Genomic DNA, 17,685 nt, shown 5'->3' on the forward strand with positions numbered 1-17,685 from the left:
ACCCCATACACACCCCACCCCCACCCAACCCCACGGAACCGCCGCCCCCGGCTCCGGCGTCCTTCCAGGCGTGCAACAGCGTCATGAGCTGGGCGGTAGTGCCGCCATACGACTCCGGGCCGTGAGCGGCGTACTGCTCTTCGCGCATCTCGCGCTGGTCGGCTGGCTGACTCTGCGCCCGCTCGACGTCCCCTGGGCCGCGGCCGCGAACCTGACGCCGCTGGAAGGCATCCGCACCGACCTCGCCTACGGCCCCGTGGAGGCCGCCCGCCGCATCGGCGAGGGCCTGGCCCTGCTGGCCCCGCTGGGGGTCCTGCTGCCCATGGCCGGCGGACGGCTCACACCCTCGCTGCTGGCGTCCTTCGTCCGCACCACCGCCGCGGCCGCGCTGATCTCGCTCGGGATCCTGTTCCTGCAGACCGGGGTGCCCGGCCAGGTCGTGGACGTGGACGCGGTCCTGCTGAACGCGACCGGGGTCGCGGTCGCCCACCTCGCCGTCGTACCGGCCCTCCGGTCCCGCCTGCGCCGTACGCACCCGGCCGCGGCCGCCGGCCCGGAACCGCACCCCGCACCTGGCACCCGCGGCGCGGCCCAGGGCCTCATCCCGCAGCCCGGCACCGGGGGCGGCACCACCCCCACCAGCAGCGGCGCCGGCACTCAGGGATCAACCCCGAGAATTCCCAGGGTCGGAATAGCTCCCTGGAGTGAGGTTCTCTCCGTCGTCCCACGCGAGTATTGAGACATCGCAGAAAGCGAGACGAACCCAAGGAGAGAAAGCCATGAGCGCGCCCCTTATCCGCCCGACCAACGGACGAATGATCGGCGGCGTCTGCGCCGGCCTCGCGCAGCGCTTCGGAACCTCCGCCACCACCATGCGGGTCATCTTCGTCGCATCGTGCCTGCTGCCCGGCCCGCAGTTCCTCATATACCTGGCCCTGTGGGCACTGCTGCCCTCCGAGAAGTCCCCCAAGGCCGCCTGGTAAACATTCGGAGGGCCGGGCCCAGCCCTCCGAAAAGGACCGAGGCCAGAACCGGCAACCAGGAACGGCAACCGGCACCCAGCACCCAGCACCCAGCACCCAGCACCCAGCACCCAGCACCCAGCAAAGGCAACCCGCAACCACCAACCACCCACCACCCACCACCCACCACCCACGGGCAACGGGCAACCGGCAGCCGACAACCGGCAACCCCCAACCCCCAACCCCCAGCCCCCAACCCCCAACCCGAGCAGAATTCCTCCCCCGAGCCGCCAACGCCCGAACGGAAGGAATGCAGCACCGCGTCAGCGAACCGCCGCGCCCAGCTTCTCCAACTGCCGGTCCGCGAGCTCGTGCGGGACCTGAACCGGCTGCCCACCACTGGTGGCAGCGACGTTCAGGGCCATCAGCCGCACCACCGTGCTGCCCTCGCGCACGACGACGACGTGGACCGGGGCGGAGACACCCGCCGCCGCGGCAGTGGTGGTCCAGCTGACGCTCTCGTCACCGCCGACCTTGTACGCGACGCCACGGACGTCCTTGTACGTCCCGGTCTGCTTCTCGACCGTGGCGGAGAACCCGTCGCCGCACGCCGCGATCGCCTCGCGCAGCCGGGAGACGAGGTGCTTGGCCTCCACCTCGCTGTAGGCACTCAGCGACACGGACACGGCAAGACCGAGCTGCTTCTGGGAGCCGACGCCCCGGTTGACGGTCTCGCCCGCGGCCGGGTCGGGCTTGTCACCCATGATGTCCGCGAGCGGCTGGCAGGTCTTCTTGTCGGCCTGGGGCTGCCCGTCGGGCGCATTGGGGTTCTTGGCCTGCGCGGAGATCTGGTAGCCGGCCAGGTCGCCCTGGACCAGTGCGGCCCGCTCCAGCGGCGTACGGGCGGTCGGTACCGCCGTCGACCCGGGTGCGCCGGGGCTCGCGCTCGCTGCGGGCGTCGCCGGCACGCCGGAGCTCTTCCCCTCGGGCCGGTTCTCCGTGCGTCCCCCTCCGCCACCACCACCGCTGCCGCTGCCGCTGCCACCGCCGCTGCCCGCACAGCCCGTGGCGAGCAGGAGAAGGGGCACGGAGAGGAGCGCGGCCGCGCCCCGAGCCGTCACACGCATGTCTCGGAACTTCTTCATCCGCGAACCTCATCATCCGCATGTCGTACGGGAGTTGGTGGCGATGCTGGCACAGCACGCGGCGGGGCGCACACCTCGTCGAAGAGGTGTGCGCCCCGTTCGGTACGCGTTCGATCGCCGCATGATTGACGACCACCACTACCCCGGTGCAACCGCCGCGCAGTCACCGCGCAACGCCCACGAACCGGCACACGAGCGGCAGCGCGGGCCCTCACCCGAGCCGACGGGCGCGCAGCGCGGGCAACCGAACGGTCACGCGCCGCCGTTGAGGAGACCGCCCGCGGCCGGGAGGCCGCCGAGGAGGCCCTGGACCGGGTCGGAGGCGTCGCTGCTGGACTGCTGGACACCCTCCTCCGAGGCCTGGGCGTGGTTGAGGGTGTTGCCGAGCGGCCCGGCGACACCGGTGACGGTGTTCAGTGCGTCGGCCACACCCACCGCCGGGGCGGCGGAAGCGGTGCCGGCGGCGGCTGCGGCGAAAGCGGCACCGATGACGGCGACACCGAGGGTCTTGGCAGCTGACTGCTTCATGAAATCTCGTCCTTGCGACGGGGAACTGAGCGGCTCCGCAAACTAGCCACCCCAAACCCCCTCCCGCAAACATCCTTAAATAAGAAGAAGCGCCCGGGAGTCGAACTCCCGAGCGCCTCCCTTCGCCGTACCGGATCGGCGATTCCGCCTTACGCGGAGACAGACCCGCTGGTGGAGGCGGTCTGCCGGAAAAGCCACTCGGACTTCAGCTCCGCGTAACCCGGCTTGATCACGTCGTTGATCATCGCCAGTCGTTCATCGAAAGGAATGAACGCCGACTTCATGGCATTGACGGTGAACCACTGCATGTCGTCGAGCGAATAGCCGAAGGTGTCGACGAGGTGCTCGAACTCCCGGCTCATGCTCGTGCCGCTCATCAGGCGGTTGTCGGTATTGACCGTGAGACGGAAGTGCAGGCGGCGCAGCAACCCGATCGGGTGCTCGGCGTACGAGGCCGCGGCGCCCGTCTGCAGGTTCGAGGTCGGGCACATCTCCAGGGGGATGCGCTTGTCGCGGACGTACGAGGCCAGCCGGCCCAGCGTCACGCTGCCGTCGGCGGCGACCTCGATGTCGTCGATGATCTTCACGCCGTGTCCGAGCCGGTCGGCGCCGCACCACTGCAGCGCCTGCCAGATCGACGGCAGGCCGAAGGCCTCGCCCGCGTGGATCGTGAAGTGGTTGTTCTCCCGCTTCAGGTACTCGAACGCGTCGAGGTGACGGGTGGGCGGGAAGCCCGCCTCGGCACCCGCGATGTCGAAGCCGACGACGCCGTTGTCCCGGTAGCGGTTGGCCAGTTCGGCGATCTCCAGCGCGCGGGCGGCGTGCCGCATGGCGGTGAGCAGCGCGCCGACGCGGATGCGGTGACCGTTGGCCTTCGCGCGGCGCTCGCCCTCGCGGAAGCCCTCGTTGACGGCCTCGACGACCTCTTCGAGCGTCAGGCCGCCCTCGAGGTGCTGCTCAGGGGCGTAACGGATCTCGGCGTAGACGACGCCGTCCTCGGCGAGGTCCTCGGCGCACTCGGCGGCGACGCGGAACAGCGCGTCGCGGGTCTGCATGACGGCGCAGGTGTGCGCGAACGTCTCCAGGTAGCGCGGCAGGGAACCGGAGTCCGCGGCCTCGCGGAACCAGATGCCGAGCTTGTCGGCATCGGTCTCGGGGAGGCTCTCGTAGCCCGCCTCGGCGGCGAGCTCGATGATCGTCCCGGGGCGCAGACCGCCGTCCAGGTGGTCGTGCAGCAGCACCTTCGGGGAGCGGCGGATCTGATCCGGCGTGGGCAGGTTGGGGGTCTCGCTCGTCATTTCCAAACTCTAACTCCTACGCGCGTAGAGCGAGCGGCCGACGGTCTGGGTCGATACGTAACAGTGACCGTGCGGACGGGTGGCGTACACCTACCCGTCTGAGAGTGTTCCGCCATGGCACAGCAGACGGCCCGTCTGGGACGGGCGAACGGCTCGGGCTCCGCGGTCAGCGGGGTGGTGCTCCTCCTCCCGGGATCCGCCCCCTTCGCTCCCGGCCTCCGCGCTTTACCCCCGTTCTTCTCCCTTCCTTCGTCATCACCAGCGCCGGCTCCCCCGCCGTCTCCCCGTCCCGCCCTCCTCCCGCCTTCACCCCTGTCCCCCCTCTCGCCCCTGTCCCCCCTCTCACCCCTGTCCCCCCTCTCACCCCTCTCCCCCGGCCCGCTCCGCGCCCTCGCCCGCGCGCTCGCCAAGGCCGGTGCGACGGAGGGGCTGGTCACGCACGTGGTGCAGTACGGCGGCCGGCGGGCGGACTTCGCCCTGGACGCGGCATGGGGCGCGGACGAGGCGCAGCGCCGCTACGGGGACGTGCCGATCTGCCTCGCGGGGTACGGGGCCGGAGGGCTGGCGGCGTTGCGGGCAGCCGGACACGAGGCAGTCAACTCGGCCCTCGCGCTCGCGCCTTGCATTCCGGAAGCCGAGGAGGGGCCCTCTCCCGAACCGGTGAAACACCTCGCCGGACGCCAGGTGTTGATCGTGCACGGCACCAACGACACCAGAACCGACCCGGAGTTGTCCTTCCGGCTCGCGGCGCGGGCGAAGAAGGCGAACCGCAGTACGTGCCGCTTCGAAGTGCATTCGGACGGACACGGGTTGCGCGAGCACCGCACAGAAGTCATAGCGCTGGCCGTGGACTTCGTACTGGGCGCGGTCTTCTCGGGCCGGTACTCACGACCGGTGACCGACGCGCTCGCGGCACCTCCGCCCCTGGGCCTGCGCATGCCCCTGGCCTCCGGATTCGGCCGCTCCCTGCGGGGGTGACGCGCCCGCGACCCGAGCCGGACCCACCAGACCCGCCGGACCCACCCCCACCCGTCGTCCACCCCACCCGTCGTCCACCCCACCCGTCGTCCACCCCCACCCGTCGCCGTCCACCCCACCCCTCGTCCACCCCCACCCGTCGCCCACCCCCATCCCACCCCTCACGCCACGTACGGCTCCTGCCCGTCCGGCAGGAGGCGCCCGCGGCGCGAGAGGAGGAAGCGCTTGAAGGCGGCGACCGGCGGGGTGTCGGGGTGGCCGTCGAGCCAGGCGACGCCGATCTCGCGGACCGCCCGCGGGGCCGTCACGGTCAGCTCGACCACCCCGGGCCGGGCCACCGCCGGGGGCGGCAGCAGGGCCACGCCGAGCCCCGCCGCCACCAGGCCGCGCAGGGTCTCGGCCTCCTCCCCCTCGAAGGCGACCCGCGGCCTGAAGCCCGCCTCGGCGCAGAGGTCGTCGGTGATCCGTCGGAGCCCGTAGCCCGGTTCGAGGGTGACGAAGGTTTCCTCGGCGGCCTCCGCGAGGCGGATCCGCTTGCGCGTGGCGAGCCGGTGGTCGTCCGGCACCACCAGCCGCAGCCGCTGCTCGTCGAGGCGCCGTCCCACCAGGTCCGGGGCCTCCGGCACGGGAGAGGTCAGGCACAGGTCCAACTCCCCGGCCCGCAACCGTTCCAGCATCGCCTCGCCGTAGTTCTGGACGAGGGAGAAGCGGACGTGCGGATGGTCCACCCGGAAGGCCCGGATCAGTCCGGGTACGGTCTCCGAACCCATGGTGTGCAGGAAACCGAAGGCGACGTGGCCGGTGGCGGGGTCGGCGTCCGCCCGGACCGCGTGCGCGGCCCGGGCGATCTCGGCGAGCGCCCGGTCGGAGCCGGCGAGGAAGGAACGCCCGGCGGGGGTGAGGGACACGCTGCGACCCCGGCGGGCGAACAGCGCCACGCCCAGATCGGCCTCCAGCCGGACCATGGCGCGGCTCAACGTCGGCTGCGGAACGCCGAGTTCGTGGGCGGCGCGGGTCACGTGCTCGTGGCGGGCGACGGCCGCGAACCAGGCCAGCCGCGGGGCGAGCAGGTTTGTCACGGCGATGTCTTCTTCGTAACGGCTCATTGACAAGCACCCCCGTGAGCTCCACTTATGCGGCAGCGTATCGATTTTCGCGATTCGACGCATTGGACGCATGAAATACGGCGGCCTAGTTTTGACGTATGCCTCCCGCTCATACCGGGGCACCCGTCACCACGGGTGCCTCCACCCCGTCGTCCCTCGAACCCGCCGAACCCGCCGAAGCCGCCGAAGCGCCCCGAGCCGCAGTCGCCGAAGCCCCCCGGCCGGCCCCCGAGCGGCACGAGCCCGGCTCCGCCGGCTACCGCCGCATGAGCCTCGCGCTCTTCGCCGCCGGCCTGGCGACCTTCGCGCTCCTCTACTCCACGCAGGCCCTGCTGCCCGCCGTCTCCGCCGGGTTCGGCGTGACGGCCGGCCAGGCCAGCTGGACCGTCTCCGCGGCCACCGGCGCGCTCGCCCTCTTCGTACTGCCGCTCAGCGCCCTCTCCGAGCGCGTGGGCCGCACCCGGATGATGACGGTCTCCCTGGCGCTCGCGGTCGGTGTCGGCCTGCTGGTGCCGTTCGCGCCGAACCTCACCACGCTGGTCGTGCTGCGCGCCGTGCAGGGCGCAGCCCTGGCCGGACTGCCGGCGAGCGCGATGGCGTACCTGGCGGAGGAGGTCCGGCCGAAGGCGCTGGTCGGCGCCATCGGACTGTTCGTCGCGGGCAACTCGATCGGCGGCATGAGCGGCCGGCTGGTCACCGGTTGGGCGGCCCAGCTGTGGGGCTGGCGGGCCGGGCTGGCGGCGGTGGGCGTGCTGGCGCTGGCCTGCGCGCTGGTCTTCCGGGCGCTGCTGCCCCGGGCACGCTTCTTCGCCCCCGCCGCGATCGACCCGCGGTCCCTGGCCCGTACCGTCGGCGGCCACCTGCGCGACCCCCTGCTGCTGCGCCTCTACGGCATCGGCGCGCTCTTCATGACGGTCTTCGGCGCGGTCTACACCGTGATCGGCTACCGCCTGGTCGACGACTTCTCCCTGCCGCAGGGCGTGGTGGGCTCGGTGTTCCTGGTCTACCTCGTCGGTACGGCCTCCTCGGCAGCCGCCGGTCAGCTGGTGGCCCGCACCGGCCGCCGCGGGGCGCTGTACCTGGCCGTGTCGACCACGGCGGCCGGGCTGCTGCTCTCGCTGGCGGACGGCCTGGCCCCGATCCTGCTCGGCCTGGTGCTGATCACGGCCGGCTTCTTCGCCGGTCACGCGGTGGCCTCGTCCTCGGTGAGCCGGGCGGCGAAGACCGGGCGGGCACAGGCCTCGGCCCTGTACCAGTCCGCGTACTACCTGGGGTCCAGCGCGGGCGGCACGCTCGGCGCGGTCGCCTACCACGCGGGGGGCTGGTCGGCCACGGTCGCACTGGGGCTGGTGGCGGTGCTCGGCGTCGTGTCGATCACCCTGTACGGGACCCGGGTGGCACGCCTGGAAGAGCGGCGCCTGACCCGGCACCGGCTGGCGCGGGCGGCCTGACCACCCGCACCGGACCCGGCCCGCACCAGGCCCGGCCCGTACCAGGCCGGCCGCACCGGACCCCGCCTGCACCGGACCCGGCCCGCACCAGGCCCGGCCCGCACGGGACCAGGCCCGCCCCGGACCTGCCCCCCCCCGCCTACGGTCCGTAGCCCCGCCTACACCGTAAGTACGGTCCGATCTACGGCCTCCCGGAGCGCAACTACGAGCCCTCCTCGTGCATCTCTTCTTCCAAGAGGACATGACGCACCGCGGGAGCACACGCCCGCGGGAGCAGGTGGAAAGCGGAGGGCGCCGTGGGGGCGACGGGCACGACCGGCACGAAGACGACAGAGGCAGCGGCGGCGGGGATACGGCGGTTCCGCCCCGGCCGCAGGGCCGGGCTGGCGGGGGCGGTGGCCGCGCTGACCGTACCGCTCGCGCTGGCGGCGGGCACGGGCTCCGCACATGCGGCCTCGTGCACCGCCGGCACCGGGCCGTACCAGAAGCAGGTGGAGAAGTTCCTCGGGCGACCGGTGGACGGCCGCCAGTCGGTCGCGGACTGCCAGGCGACCAAGGCCTTCCAGGCCAAGCACGGCATCACCCCGACCATCGGGTACGCGGGACCGGTGACGTGGCGGACGATGAACACGATGCTGGCGCAGCGGGCGGCCGGCCGTAACCCGAACAAGGCGGGCACCTGCCCGACCAACCGGGGCCGGATCGCGTGCGTGGACCTGACCCGGCAGCTCAGCTGGATCCAGGACGGGGCGACCCTGAAGTACGGGCCGGTGCCGGTGCGCACGGGCAAGGACGGCACGGAGACCCGGACCGGGCTGAAGAAGATCTACTACCGGGACATCGACCACTGGTCGAGCCTGTACCACGTGTCGATGCCGTACTCGCAGTTCTTCGACGGCGGGCAGGCGTTCCACTCGGTGACGAAGAGCATGTGGAACCCGCCCGGCTCGGCCGGCTGCGTGAACATGACGCCGACCGACGCGAAGGCGTACTGGAACCTGCTCAAGAACGGTGAGGACGTCTTCGTGTACGGGCGGAAGCCGGGCACCTGACGGCACCGCACCGGCATTCCGGTGCTTCGGCGGGCCGTTGTCAGTCCCCTCGGGTAGCTTCCCATGCGTAGGGATCTATCTGGGGGACTGATCACCATGAGCGACCTCGCCACACCCGCGGCGCGTCCGGACCTGGACGAGGCGTTGGACCGCTACCGCGTCGAGCTGACCGGGTACTGCTACCGGATGCTCGGCTCGTCCTTCGACGCCGAGGACGCGGTGCAGGACACGTACGTGCGTGCCTGGCGCTCGTACGAGAAGTTCGAGGGGCGGTCCTCGCTGCGCTCGTGGCTGTACCGGATCGCGACGAACGTCTGCCTGGACCTGCTCAACGCGGGGAACAAGCGGGCCCGCCCGATGGACCTGACCGAGCAGGGCCGGCAGGCCTCCGCGGTGCTCAACACCCGCCCCGAGGTCACGTGGCTGGAGCCGGTGCCGGACGCGCGGGTGCTGCCGCAGGCACCGGCCGACCCTGCGGAGCTGGCGCAGGCGAAGGAGTCGGTGCGGCTGGCGTTCGTGGCCGCGCTCCAGCACCTGCCGGCCAAGCAGCGGGCGGTACTCATCCTGCGCGAGGTGCTCGCGTGGAAGGCGGACGAGGTCGCGGAGCTGCTCGACACGTCGGTCGCGTCGGTGAACAGCGCCCTGCAGCGGGCGCGCGCCACCATGTCGGCGCAGCAGGTCAAGCGGACCGAGTCGGCGGACCCGCTGGACGAGGAGCAGCGCTCGCTGCTGGCCCGCTACCTGGAGGCCTTCGAGGCGTACGACATCACGGCGCTGACCGCGCTGCTGCACGAGGACGCGGTGCTGTCGATGCCGCCGTTCGACCTGTGGCTGCAGGGCCGGGCCGACATCGCGGCCTGGCACCTGAACCAGGGCATCGGCTGCAAGGGCTCGCGCCTGATCCCGACGACGGCGAACGGGATGCCGGCGTTCGGCCAGTACCGGCCGAGCGCGTCGGGCCAGGGGCACGAGCCGTGGGCACTGCAGGTGCTGGAGGTGTCAGGCGGGCGGATCGTGGGGCTCAACGCCTTCCTCGACACCGACCGGTGGTTCCCCCTCTTCGGCCTCCCGGAACGGCTCGCCTAGGCGCCCACCGTTTCGACCCGGTCCGGGCTCCGGGTCCCGTCCCCGTCCCCCGTCCGCTTCCGCGTCCGGGTCCAGCCGCGGGCCGGACTCGCGGTTCGGGTCCCGGGCGCCGGGGGCGAAGAGCTCGGCGAGCCCCGTCAGGTCCAGGAGCGCCGCCAGCCCGGGCGGGATGCCGGTCAGCCGGAGGCTTCCGCCCTGGCGGCGGGCGGTCAGCGCCAGGCGCGCCAGGGCGTCGAGGGTGGGCAGGCCGGGGCGGGTCAGCGCGCTGAGGTCGCAGACGACCTCGCGCACGCCGCGCCGGTAGCGGGCGGCCAGGGCCTCGCACAGTGCGGGCACGTCTTCGGCCCGCAGGGCGGGCCCGGGCAGGGGCAGCTCCTCCGTGATCGTCACGCAAGGTTGACCCGTGCGAGGCGCGTAACTCATCGGTAGCGCACCGTCCGCCGCCGGGCGGCCGCACGCGCCGCTTCGGCGCCGGCGCGCCATGGTGAGTGAAAGGGCGGGTGGGGGAACGACCCCGCAGGGCGACGGCCTCGCACGCCAGACGGCCCGCACCCGGCGCCGGGGGGATGCCGGGCCGGGTGCGGGCCGTCGAACGGTGGTGCCGTCAGGCGGTGCGCGAGCCGTTGAGCGGCGTACGGGCCGTCAGGCGGTGTGCGAGCCGACGACCGGTGTGCCGAGCTGTCGCGCGGTGTGCGAGCCGTCGCGCGGTGTGCGGGCCGTCAGGCGATGCGGTCCAGGACGATCGGGGTCGCGGAGAACGCGGTACCGGCCGGCGCGATGTCGTACGTGCCCTCCAGGGACTTCAGGGCGTAGTCGAACTTCTCCGGGGTGTCCGTGTGCAGGGTCATCAGCGGCGCCCCCGCCGTAACCGTGTCGCCCGGCTTCGCGTGCAGCTCGATGCCGGCGCCCGCCTGCACCGGGTCTTCCTTGCGCGCGCGACCGGCGCCCAGGCGCCAGGCGGCGACACCCACGCCGTACGCGTCGAGGCGGGTCAGGACGCCGGACGACGGGGCCGTGACGACGTGCTGCTCGCGCGCCACCGGCAGGGTCGCGTCCGGGTCGCCGCCCTGGGCGGCGATCATCCGGCGCCAGTGGTCCATGGCGGAGCCGTCGGCCAGCGCCTTCGCCGGGTCGGCGTCCTTGATGCCGGCCGCTTCGAGCATCTCCTTCGCCAGGGCGATGGTCAGCTCGACCACGTCGGCCGGGCCGCCGCCGGCCAGGACCTCGACCGACTCGCGGACCTCCAGCGCGTTGCCGGCGGTCAGGCCCAGCGGGGTGGACATGTCGGTGAGCAGGGCGACGGTCTTGACGCCGGAGTCGGTGCCGAGGCCGACCATGGTGCGGGCCAGCTCGCGCGCGTCGTCGATGTTCTTCATGAAGGCGCCGGAGCCGACCTTCACGTCGAGGACCAGGGAGCCGGTGCCCTCGGCGATCTTCTTGGACATGATCGAGGAGGCGATCAGCGGGATGGCCTCGACGGTGCCGGTGACGTCGCGCAGCGCGTAGAGCTTCTTGTCGGCGGGGGCGAGCCCGTCGCCGGCGGCGCAGATGACGGCGCCGGTGGTGTCCAGGACGTTCAGCATCTCCTCGTTGGAGAGCAGGGCGCGCCAGCCGGGGATGGACTCCAGCTTGTCGAGCGTGCCGCCGGTGTGGCCCAGGCCCCGGCCGGAGAGCTGCGGCACGGCCGCGCCGCAGGCGGCGACGAGCGGGGCCAGCGGGAGCGTGATCTTGTCGCCGACGCCGCCGGTGGAGTGCTTGTCGGCGGTCGGGCGGGACAGGGAGGAGAAGTCCATGCGCTCGCCCGAAGCGATCATGGCGGCGGTCCAGCGGGCGATCTCGGCCCGGTTCATGCCGTTGAGCAGGATCGCCATGGCGAGGGCGGACATCTGCTCGTCGGCCACCTCGCCGCGGGTGTAGGCGTCGATGACCCAGTCGATCTGCTCGGGGCTCAGCTCGCCACGGTCCCGCTTGGTGCGGATGACGGAGATGACGTCCATGGATGACTACCTTTCCGGCGGTGACGGCGGTGACGTGCCGTTTCGTACATCGTCGTACAGATACGCGACTCTACGCGCATAGAGGCGGGGCGCAAGGGGCCCCACGGAAGAGAGGAGGAGAAGCGGACGGCCCTCCCGCGTCCGTGCGGAAGGGCCGTCCTACGAGGCCCCGGGCCTAGGCCTACTTCAGGTGGTCCGGGCCGAAGGCCTGCGGCAGCATCGCGGAGAGCGGCAGGACGCCCTCCGGCGTGTCCACCTGCAGGTCCGGCCCGCCGAACTCGTGGAGGAGCTGGCGGCAGCGGCCGCACGGCACCAGGAGGCCGCCCCGGCCGTCCACGCAGGTGAAGTGCGTGAGCCGACCGCCGCCGGTGGCCGCGAGCTGGGAGACCAGCCCGCACTCGGCGCACAGGCCGAGCCCGTAGCTGGCGTTCTCCACGTTGCAGCCGGTGATGACCCGGCCGTCGTCCACCAGCGCGGCCACGCCGACCGGGAAGCCCGAGTAGGGGGCGTACGCCCGGGACATGGCGTCCCGGGCGGTGGCCCGCAGGGCCTCCCAGTCGACCGCGGAGGCCGCGGGCGCCGCAGACGCCGCGGAATCCTCGGACGCCGCGGAGTGCCCGGCGGCCGGACCGGAGCCGGACGTGGTCACTTGCCCTGGCCCTTGCGGTACGGCAGGCCGTCGGCCTTCGGCATCCGCAGTCGCTGTGCGGACAGCGCGAGGACCAGCAGGGTGGTGACGTACGGGGCCGCGTCCACGAACTGGCTCGGCAGGACGTCGGTGAGGGCGTACCAGACGAACACGCCGGCGCCGACGGCCAGCGCGATGCCGGCCTGCCAGTGCTTGCGCTTGTACAGCTGCCAGGCCGCGGCCAGGACGAGCAGGATGCCGACCAGCAGCAGCATCGCGTGGACGTTCTCGGCACCGCCGCGCAGCTTGAGGCTGTCGGTGAAGCCGAACAGGCCGGCACCCATGGCCATGCCGCCCGGCATCCAGTTACCGAAGATCATCGCGGCGAGACCGATGTAGCCGCGGCCGCCGGTCTGGCCCTCCTGGTAGATGCCGGTGGAGACGATGGCGAGGAAGGCGCCGCCGAGGCCGGCCAGGCCGCCCGAGACGACCACGGCGATGTACTTGTACTTGTACACGTTCACGCCGAGGGACTCGGCCGCGGTGGGGTTCTCGCCGCAGGAGCGCAGGCGCAGGCCGAACGCGGTCCGCCACAGCACCCACCAGGTGGCGGGGATCAGCAGGATCGCGATGATCGTGAGCAGCGACAGGCTGGTGACCAGGCCGCCGAGCACGCCGGCGAGGTCCGAGATCAGGAACCAGTGCTTGGCCTGCAGGTCGGACAGGCCGTCGGACAGTCCCGGGATCGTGATGTCGGTGATCGGGTCGATGCGCGGGGACTGCTTGGAGGAGCCGCCCGGAGCCTCGGCGAACGTGTAGTTCGACAGGTACTGGGTGATGCCGACGGCGAGGATGTTCACGGCCACACCGGAGACGATGTGGTTGACGTTGAACGTCACGGTGATGATCGCGTGCAGCAGGCCGCCGAGGGCGCCGCCCACGATGCCCAGGACGACGCCGGTCCACGGGCCCCACTGGTAGCCGGCCCAGGCACCGAACCAGGTGCCGAGGATCATCATGCCCTCGAGGCCGATGTTGACCACGCCCGCGCGCTCGGCCCACAGGCCGCCGAGGCCGGCCAGGCCGATCGGGACGGCGAGCTGGAGGGCGCCGGAGACCTGGCCGACGGAGGTCAGGTCGTCGGCGCCGGAGATGACGCGGACCAGGGACACCAGGGCGAGGCCACCGGCGATGATCAGCAGGATCCAGGGCAGGGTCAGCTTCTTGCGGTCGCCGCCCTTGGGCGCGGCGCTCGTCGCGGAGACGGTGCTGGTGCTCACGCCGCGACCTCCTTCTCGGTCTTCATGGCGCCGCCGGCGGCCAGCTCCTCGCCGACCTTCTGCTGCTGGCGGCGGATGCCGTAGCGGCGGACGAGCTCGTACGAGACGACGACCGCGATCACGATGAGGCCCTTCATGATCGTGGCGATCTCCTTGGCGTACCCGTACTGGTCCAGGGACGCGGACGCCTTGTCCAGGAACGCGATCAGCAGGGCGCTGAAGAAGATGCCGACCGGGTGGTTGCGGCCCAGCAGCGCGATGGTGATGCCGGTGAAGCCCACGCCGACCGGGAAGGACAGGCTGTACGTGTGCGTGTCGCCGAGCAGCGTCGGCAGGCCGGCGAGGCCGGCCACGGCGCCGGAGATGAGCATCGCGGTGAGGATCATCTTCTTGGCGTCGACGCCGGAGGCCTGGGCGGCGGACTCGCTGGCGCCGGTGGCGCGCAGGTCGAAGCCGAACCGGGTGCGGTTGAGGACGAACCAGTAGACGATGCCGAGCGCGAAGGCGACGAAGGTGAAGCCGTAGATCTCGCCGGCGTCGCCCATGCTCACGGACGGGAACCAGCCGGACTCGGGGATGTCGCCGGTGGTCAGGTCGTTGGAGCCCTCGGGCTGCACGCCGAGGTTCTTCGGCAGCAGCAGCCACGCGATCAGGCTGGTGGCGATGGCGTTCAGCATGATCGTCGAGACGACCTCGCTGACGCCGCGCTTGGCCTTGAGGACACCGGCGATGCCGGCCCAGAAGGCGCCGACGCACATGGCGACGACCACGATGAGCAGGATGTGCAGCGGGCCCGGCAGGGTCACGGCCGCGCCGACGACCGCCGACAGCATGGCGGCGAGGCGGTACTGGCCGTCGACGCCGATGTTGAAGAGGTTCATCCGGAAGCCGATGGCGACGGCCAGGGCTGCCAGGTAGTAGGTGCCGGTCTGGTTCAGGATCAGGACCTGGACGTCCTCGTACCCGGCGTTCTCGATCATCAGGCGGATCGGCTCGATCGGGTTGACGCCCGTGGCGAGCAGCACCAGGGAGGTCAGGAGGAACGCGCTGACCAGTGCGAGCACCGGTCCGGCGGCGCCCAGGATCAGCTTGTCCTTGTCGAATTTCTTCATCGCGCCTCGTCCTCCGGCGAATCGGCGCCCGCGGCGGAGTCGTCGTTCTGGGTCTGGGTCGTGGTGCCGTTCTCGCCGGCCTCCAGGTGCCCGCGGGCGGCGCCGGTCATGGCGGTGCCCAGCTCCTCCGGGGTGATCGTCGCGGGGTCGGCGTCCGCGACCAGGCGCCCGCGGTAGATCACGCGGAGCGTGTCGGACAGGCCGATCAGCTCGTCGAGGTCGGCGGAGATCAGCAGGACGGCCAGGCCCTCGCGACGGGCGTCGCGGATCGCGTCCCAGATCTGCGCCTGGGCGCCGACGTCCACACCGCGGGTGGGGTGGGCGGCGATCAGGAACTTGGGGTTGTGGCTCATCTCGCGGCCGACGATCAGCTTCTGCTGGTTGCCGCCGGAGAGGGAGGCCGCGGTGACCTCGATGCCCGGGGTGCGGACGTCGTACTCGCGCACGATCCGCTCGGTGTCCTTGCGGGCCGCCTTCGGGTCGAGGATGCCGCGCTTGGAGTTGGGCGCCTCGGTGACGTGGCCGAGGATCCGGTTCTCCCACAGCGGGGACTCCAGCAGCAGGCCGTGCCGGTGGCGGTCCTCGGGGATGTAGCCGATGCCGTCGACGCGGCGCTTGCGGACGGGCGCCTTGGTGATGTCCGTGCCGTCCAGCGTGATGACGCCCGAGTCGGGGAGGTTCATGCCCATCAGGGCCTCGATGAGCTCGGTCTGGCCGTTGCCCTCGACGCCGGCGATGCCCAGGACCTCGCCCTTGTGGATGGTGAAGCTGACGTCGTCGAGCAGCAGACGGCCGGCGACGGCCTTCTCCTGGACGTACGTGCCGCCCGGCGACAGCTCCGGCGCCGCCATGGTCTCGGGCTCGGCGGTGATGCCGGAGGCGGCCAGCGTCAGGTTCTCGACCTTCAGCATGGGGACGTCCGTGACCGTCGACTCGCGGGTCTCGGGGGTGGGCAGCTCGGCGCCGACCATCAGCTCGGCGAGCTGCTTGGTGGTGGCCGTCCTCGGGTCGGCGGTGCCGACCGTGGTGCCACGCCGGATGACGGTGATGTCGTCGGCGACCTTCAGCACCTCGCCCAGCTTGTGGGAGATGAAGATGACGGTCAGGCCCTCGGCCTTGAGCTCGCGCAGGTTGTCGAAGAGCGCGTCGACCTCCTGCGGGACGAGCACGGCGGTCGGCTCGTCGAGGATGAGGATCTTCGCGCCGCGGTAGAGGACCTTGAGGATCTCCACGCGCTGCCGGTCGGCGACGCCGAGGTCCTCGACGAGGGCGTCCGGGCGGACGCCGAGGCCGTACGCGTCGGAGATCTCCTGGATCTTCTTGCGGGCCTTGGAGCCGATGCCGTACAGCTTCTCGCCGCCGAGGACCACGTTCTCGAGGACGGTGAGGTTGTCGGCCAGCATGAAGTGCTGGTGCACCATGCCGATGCCGCGGGCGATGGCGTCGCCGGGCGTGTTGAAGGAGACCTGCTCCCCGTCGATGGCGATGGTGCCCTCGTCCGGCTTCTGCATGCCGTAGAGGATCTTCATCAGGGTCGACTTGCCGGCACCGTTCTCGCCGATCAGGGCATGCACGGTGCCCTTGCGGACGGTGATCGCGATGTCCTTGTTGGCGACGACGCCGGGGAAGCGCTTGGTGATGCCGTGCAGTTCTACGGCGGGGGGCGGGCTGGACGCGTTGATGACGCACTCTCCTTGGCGCGAAGGAGCTGGAAGGCAGGGGGCGGGCAGGCGGGCTGGCAGGGCAGGGGAAGGCGGTGAGAGAAAGTATCGCGTCCACGACACCTCTACGCGCGTAGCGCTGCCAAAAACGAAAAGATTGAGCCGCAAACACGGCCCGGGGCCCGGAGGTGGCTGCTGCCAGCCCTCCGGACCCCGGCAGATCGCGTCCTTACGGAGCGGTCTTGACCTGGACCTTGCCGGCGATGATGTCGGCCTTGGCCTTCTCCACCGCGGCCGTCAAGTCGGCCATCTTCTTGTACTCCGGGTTCGAGTCGGTCAGGCCGACGCCACCCTTGGCCAGGTTGTAGCGGATCTCGCCCGCCTCCGGCTTGCCGTCCTTGACCGACTTGATCAGGTCGTACACGGCGCCGGTGACGTTCTTGGTCGCCGAGGTCAGGATGTTGTTCTTGAACTTCGCCAGACCGGCCTGGTTGTACTGGTCGGAGTCGACGCCGATGGCCCACTTGCCCGCGGTCGACGCGGCCTCGATGGCACCGGAACCGGCCAGACCGGCGGCGGCGTAGATCACGTCGGCACCCTTGGACAGCTGGCCCTGGGCGGCGGCCTTGCCGAGGTCGGGCTTGGAGAAGCCCTCGAAGTTCGGCGGCTGCGACAGGTACTGGGTCAGCACCTCGGCCTTGGGGTTGGTGTCCTTGACGCCCTGGATGTACCCGGCCTCGAACTTCTTGATCAGCGGAACCTCGACACCGCCGATGAAGCCGACCTTGCCGGTCTTGGACGCCTTGGCGGCGGCCACGCCCGCGAGGTAGGAGCCCTGTTCCTCGTTGAAGACCAGGTTGGCGACGTTCTTGCCGGTCACCGAGGTGTCGTCGACGATGCCGAAGGTGGTCTTCGGGAACTTCGGGGCGACCTTCTTGATGGCCGGGGCGTAGGAGAAGCCGACGCCGATGACCGGGTTGGCGCCGGAGCGGGCCAGCTCGGTGAGGCGCTGCACCTTGTCGGCGTCGCTCTCACCCTCGGTCGGCTCCGCCTCCTTGACGTTCATGCCGAGGTCGGACTTGGCCTTCTCGGCACCCGCGTAGGCGGCGTCGTTGAAGGACTGGTCGCCGCGGCCGCCGATGTCGTAGGCGATGGCAGCGGTGGAAGAACCGGTCGACGACTCCGACGAACCCGCGTCCGTGGACTTCTTGCCGCCGCAGGCGGTGGCGGTAAGGGCGAGGGCCGCGGACGCGACGCTCACGGTTGCGATCCTGGTGATCCGGCGCAAGGGGAGGCTCCTTCAAAACCTGACCGAAGCGCCACTGACCGGCGCTGGTTTCGCGGCGATCGTAACGCGCGTAGATGTCAGTTAAAGACCCCTTCAGCTTCTGTTATCGGATC

Annotated in this window: 17 protein-coding genes; 6 read left to right on the forward strand and 11 right to left on the reverse strand. The window is 71.4% G+C overall.

Going from position 1 to position 17,685, the window contains the following annotated elements; translation table 11 throughout:
- The first annotated feature begins 70 nt into the window (after positions 1 to 70).
- Both IF43_RS0123380 and IF43_RS0123385 read left to right on the forward strand, forming a co-directional pair.
- The gene (locus IF43_RS0123380; protein ID WP_063753384.1) at positions 71 to 739 is read left to right on the forward strand and encodes a VanZ family protein; all 669 of its coding nucleotides are present in this window, start codon (positions 71 to 73) and stop codon (positions 737 to 739) included.
- 40 nt (positions 740 to 779) lie between these two features.
- The gene (locus IF43_RS0123385; RefSeq protein WP_030204024.1) at positions 780 to 983 is read left to right on the forward strand and encodes a PspC domain-containing protein; all 204 of its coding nucleotides are present in this window, start codon (positions 780 to 782) and stop codon (positions 981 to 983) included.
- A gap of 302 nt (positions 984 to 1,285) precedes the next feature.
- Here IF43_RS0123385 and IF43_RS0123390 read toward each other — a convergent pair whose 3' ends face one another.
- The 3 genes from IF43_RS0123390 to IF43_RS0123400 form a co-directional block, all read right to left on the reverse strand.
- Positions 1,286 to 2,089, reverse strand: coding sequence for a hypothetical protein (locus tag IF43_RS0123390; RefSeq protein WP_030204026.1), 804 nt, complete (start codon positions 2,087 to 2,089; stop codon positions 1,286 to 1,288).
- Between the two features lie 270 nt (positions 2,090 to 2,359).
- Complete coding sequence (locus IF43_RS0123395; RefSeq protein ID WP_030204030.1) at positions 2,360 to 2,635, reverse strand: hypothetical protein; 276 nt, start codon at positions 2,633 to 2,635, stop codon at positions 2,360 to 2,362.
- A 149-nt stretch (positions 2,636 to 2,784) separates the two neighbouring features.
- On the reverse strand, positions 2,785 to 3,933 hold the full coding sequence (locus IF43_RS0123400; RefSeq protein ID WP_030204032.1) for an adenosine deaminase: 1,149 nt from the start codon (positions 3,931 to 3,933) through the stop codon (positions 2,785 to 2,787).
- A 348-nt stretch (positions 3,934 to 4,281) separates the two neighbouring features.
- Here IF43_RS0123400 and IF43_RS0123405 point away from each other — a divergent pair, with 348 nt between their 5' ends.
- Positions 4,282 to 4,911 carry a dienelactone hydrolase gene (locus tag IF43_RS0123405; protein ID WP_051795943.1) on the forward strand — a complete coding sequence of 210 codons (630 nt, stop codon included), beginning with the start codon at positions 4,282 to 4,284 and terminating at the stop codon, positions 4,909 to 4,911.
- Positions 4,912 to 5,072: 161 nt separating this feature from the next.
- Here the strand turns inward: IF43_RS0123405 and IF43_RS0123410 are convergent, their stop codons facing one another.
- Positions 5,073 to 6,053, reverse strand: a complete 981-nt coding sequence (locus tag IF43_RS0123410) for a LysR family transcriptional regulator (protein ID WP_030204037.1) — start codon at positions 6,051 to 6,053, stop codon at positions 5,073 to 5,075.
- Positions 6,054 to 6,115: 62 nt separating this feature from the next.
- Between IF43_RS0123410 and IF43_RS0123415 the strand changes: the two genes are divergently transcribed.
- The 3 genes from IF43_RS0123415 (at position 6,116) to IF43_RS0123425 (ending at position 9,606) form a co-directional block, all read left to right on the forward strand.
- The gene (locus IF43_RS0123415) at positions 6,116 to 7,468 is read left to right on the forward strand and encodes an MFS transporter (RefSeq protein WP_030204039.1); all 1,353 of its coding nucleotides are present in this window, start codon (positions 6,116 to 6,118) and stop codon (positions 7,466 to 7,468) included.
- Positions 7,469 to 7,851: 383 nt separating this feature from the next.
- Positions 7,852 to 8,520 (forward strand): L,D-transpeptidase, encoded by a 669-nt coding sequence (locus IF43_RS0123420; protein WP_030204042.1) that lies wholly within the window; start codon positions 7,852 to 7,854, stop codon positions 8,518 to 8,520.
- 96 nt (positions 8,521 to 8,616) lie between these two features.
- Positions 8,617 to 9,606: a sigma-70 family RNA polymerase sigma factor gene (locus IF43_RS0123425; RefSeq protein ID WP_030204044.1), complete on the forward strand. Its 990-nt coding sequence runs from the start codon at positions 8,617 to 8,619 to the stop codon at positions 9,604 to 9,606.
- Here IF43_RS0123425 and IF43_RS41015 read toward each other — a convergent pair.
- From IF43_RS41015 to IF43_RS0123460, 7 genes are all read right to left on the reverse strand, one after another.
- A complete protein-coding gene (locus tag IF43_RS41015; RefSeq protein WP_063753385.1) occupies positions 9,520 to 9,996 on the reverse strand; it encodes an STAS domain-containing protein in 477 nt (158 codons plus the stop codon). The two genes, IF43_RS0123425 and IF43_RS41015, sit on opposite strands and share 87 nt — an antisense overlap.
- Before the next feature lie 329 nt (positions 9,997 to 10,325).
- Positions 10,326 to 11,603 carry a thymidine phosphorylase gene (locus IF43_RS0123435; RefSeq protein WP_030204047.1) on the reverse strand — a complete coding sequence of 426 codons (1,278 nt, stop codon included), beginning with the start codon at positions 11,601 to 11,603 and terminating at the stop codon, positions 10,326 to 10,328.
- Between the two features lie 181 nt (positions 11,604 to 11,784).
- Positions 11,785 to 12,252 carry a cytidine deaminase gene (locus IF43_RS42955; RefSeq protein ID WP_078910383.1) on the reverse strand — a complete coding sequence of 156 codons (468 nt, stop codon included), beginning with the start codon at positions 12,250 to 12,252 and terminating at the stop codon, positions 11,785 to 11,787.
- Positions 12,249 to 13,511: an ABC transporter permease gene (locus IF43_RS42960; protein WP_030204051.1), complete on the reverse strand. Its 1,263-nt coding sequence runs from the start codon at positions 13,509 to 13,511 to the stop codon at positions 12,249 to 12,251. The genes IF43_RS42955 and IF43_RS42960 overlap by 4 nt, the downstream gene beginning before the upstream one ends.
- A complete protein-coding gene (locus tag IF43_RS0123450) occupies positions 13,508 to 14,623 on the reverse strand; it encodes an ABC transporter permease (RefSeq protein WP_030204052.1) in 1,116 nt (371 codons plus the stop codon). The genes IF43_RS42960 and IF43_RS0123450 overlap by 4 nt, the downstream gene beginning before the upstream one ends.
- Entirely contained in the window at positions 14,620 to 16,272 is a 1,653-nt protein-coding gene (locus IF43_RS0123455; RefSeq protein WP_234332509.1) for an ABC transporter ATP-binding protein, read from the reverse strand. The genes IF43_RS0123450 and IF43_RS0123455 overlap by 4 nt, the downstream gene beginning before the upstream one ends.
- Positions 16,273 to 16,513: 241 nt before the next feature.
- On the reverse strand, positions 16,514 to 17,572 hold the full coding sequence (locus IF43_RS0123460; RefSeq protein WP_030204056.1) for a BMP family protein: 1,059 nt from the start codon (positions 17,570 to 17,572) through the stop codon (positions 16,514 to 16,516).
- Between the last annotated feature and the right edge of the window lie 113 nt (positions 17,573 to 17,685).

Origin of the sequence: Streptomyces sp. NRRL S-87, from assembly GCF_000719335.1 — a bacterium.
Taxonomy (GTDB): domain Bacteria; phylum Actinomycetota; class Actinomycetes; order Streptomycetales; family Streptomycetaceae; genus Streptomyces.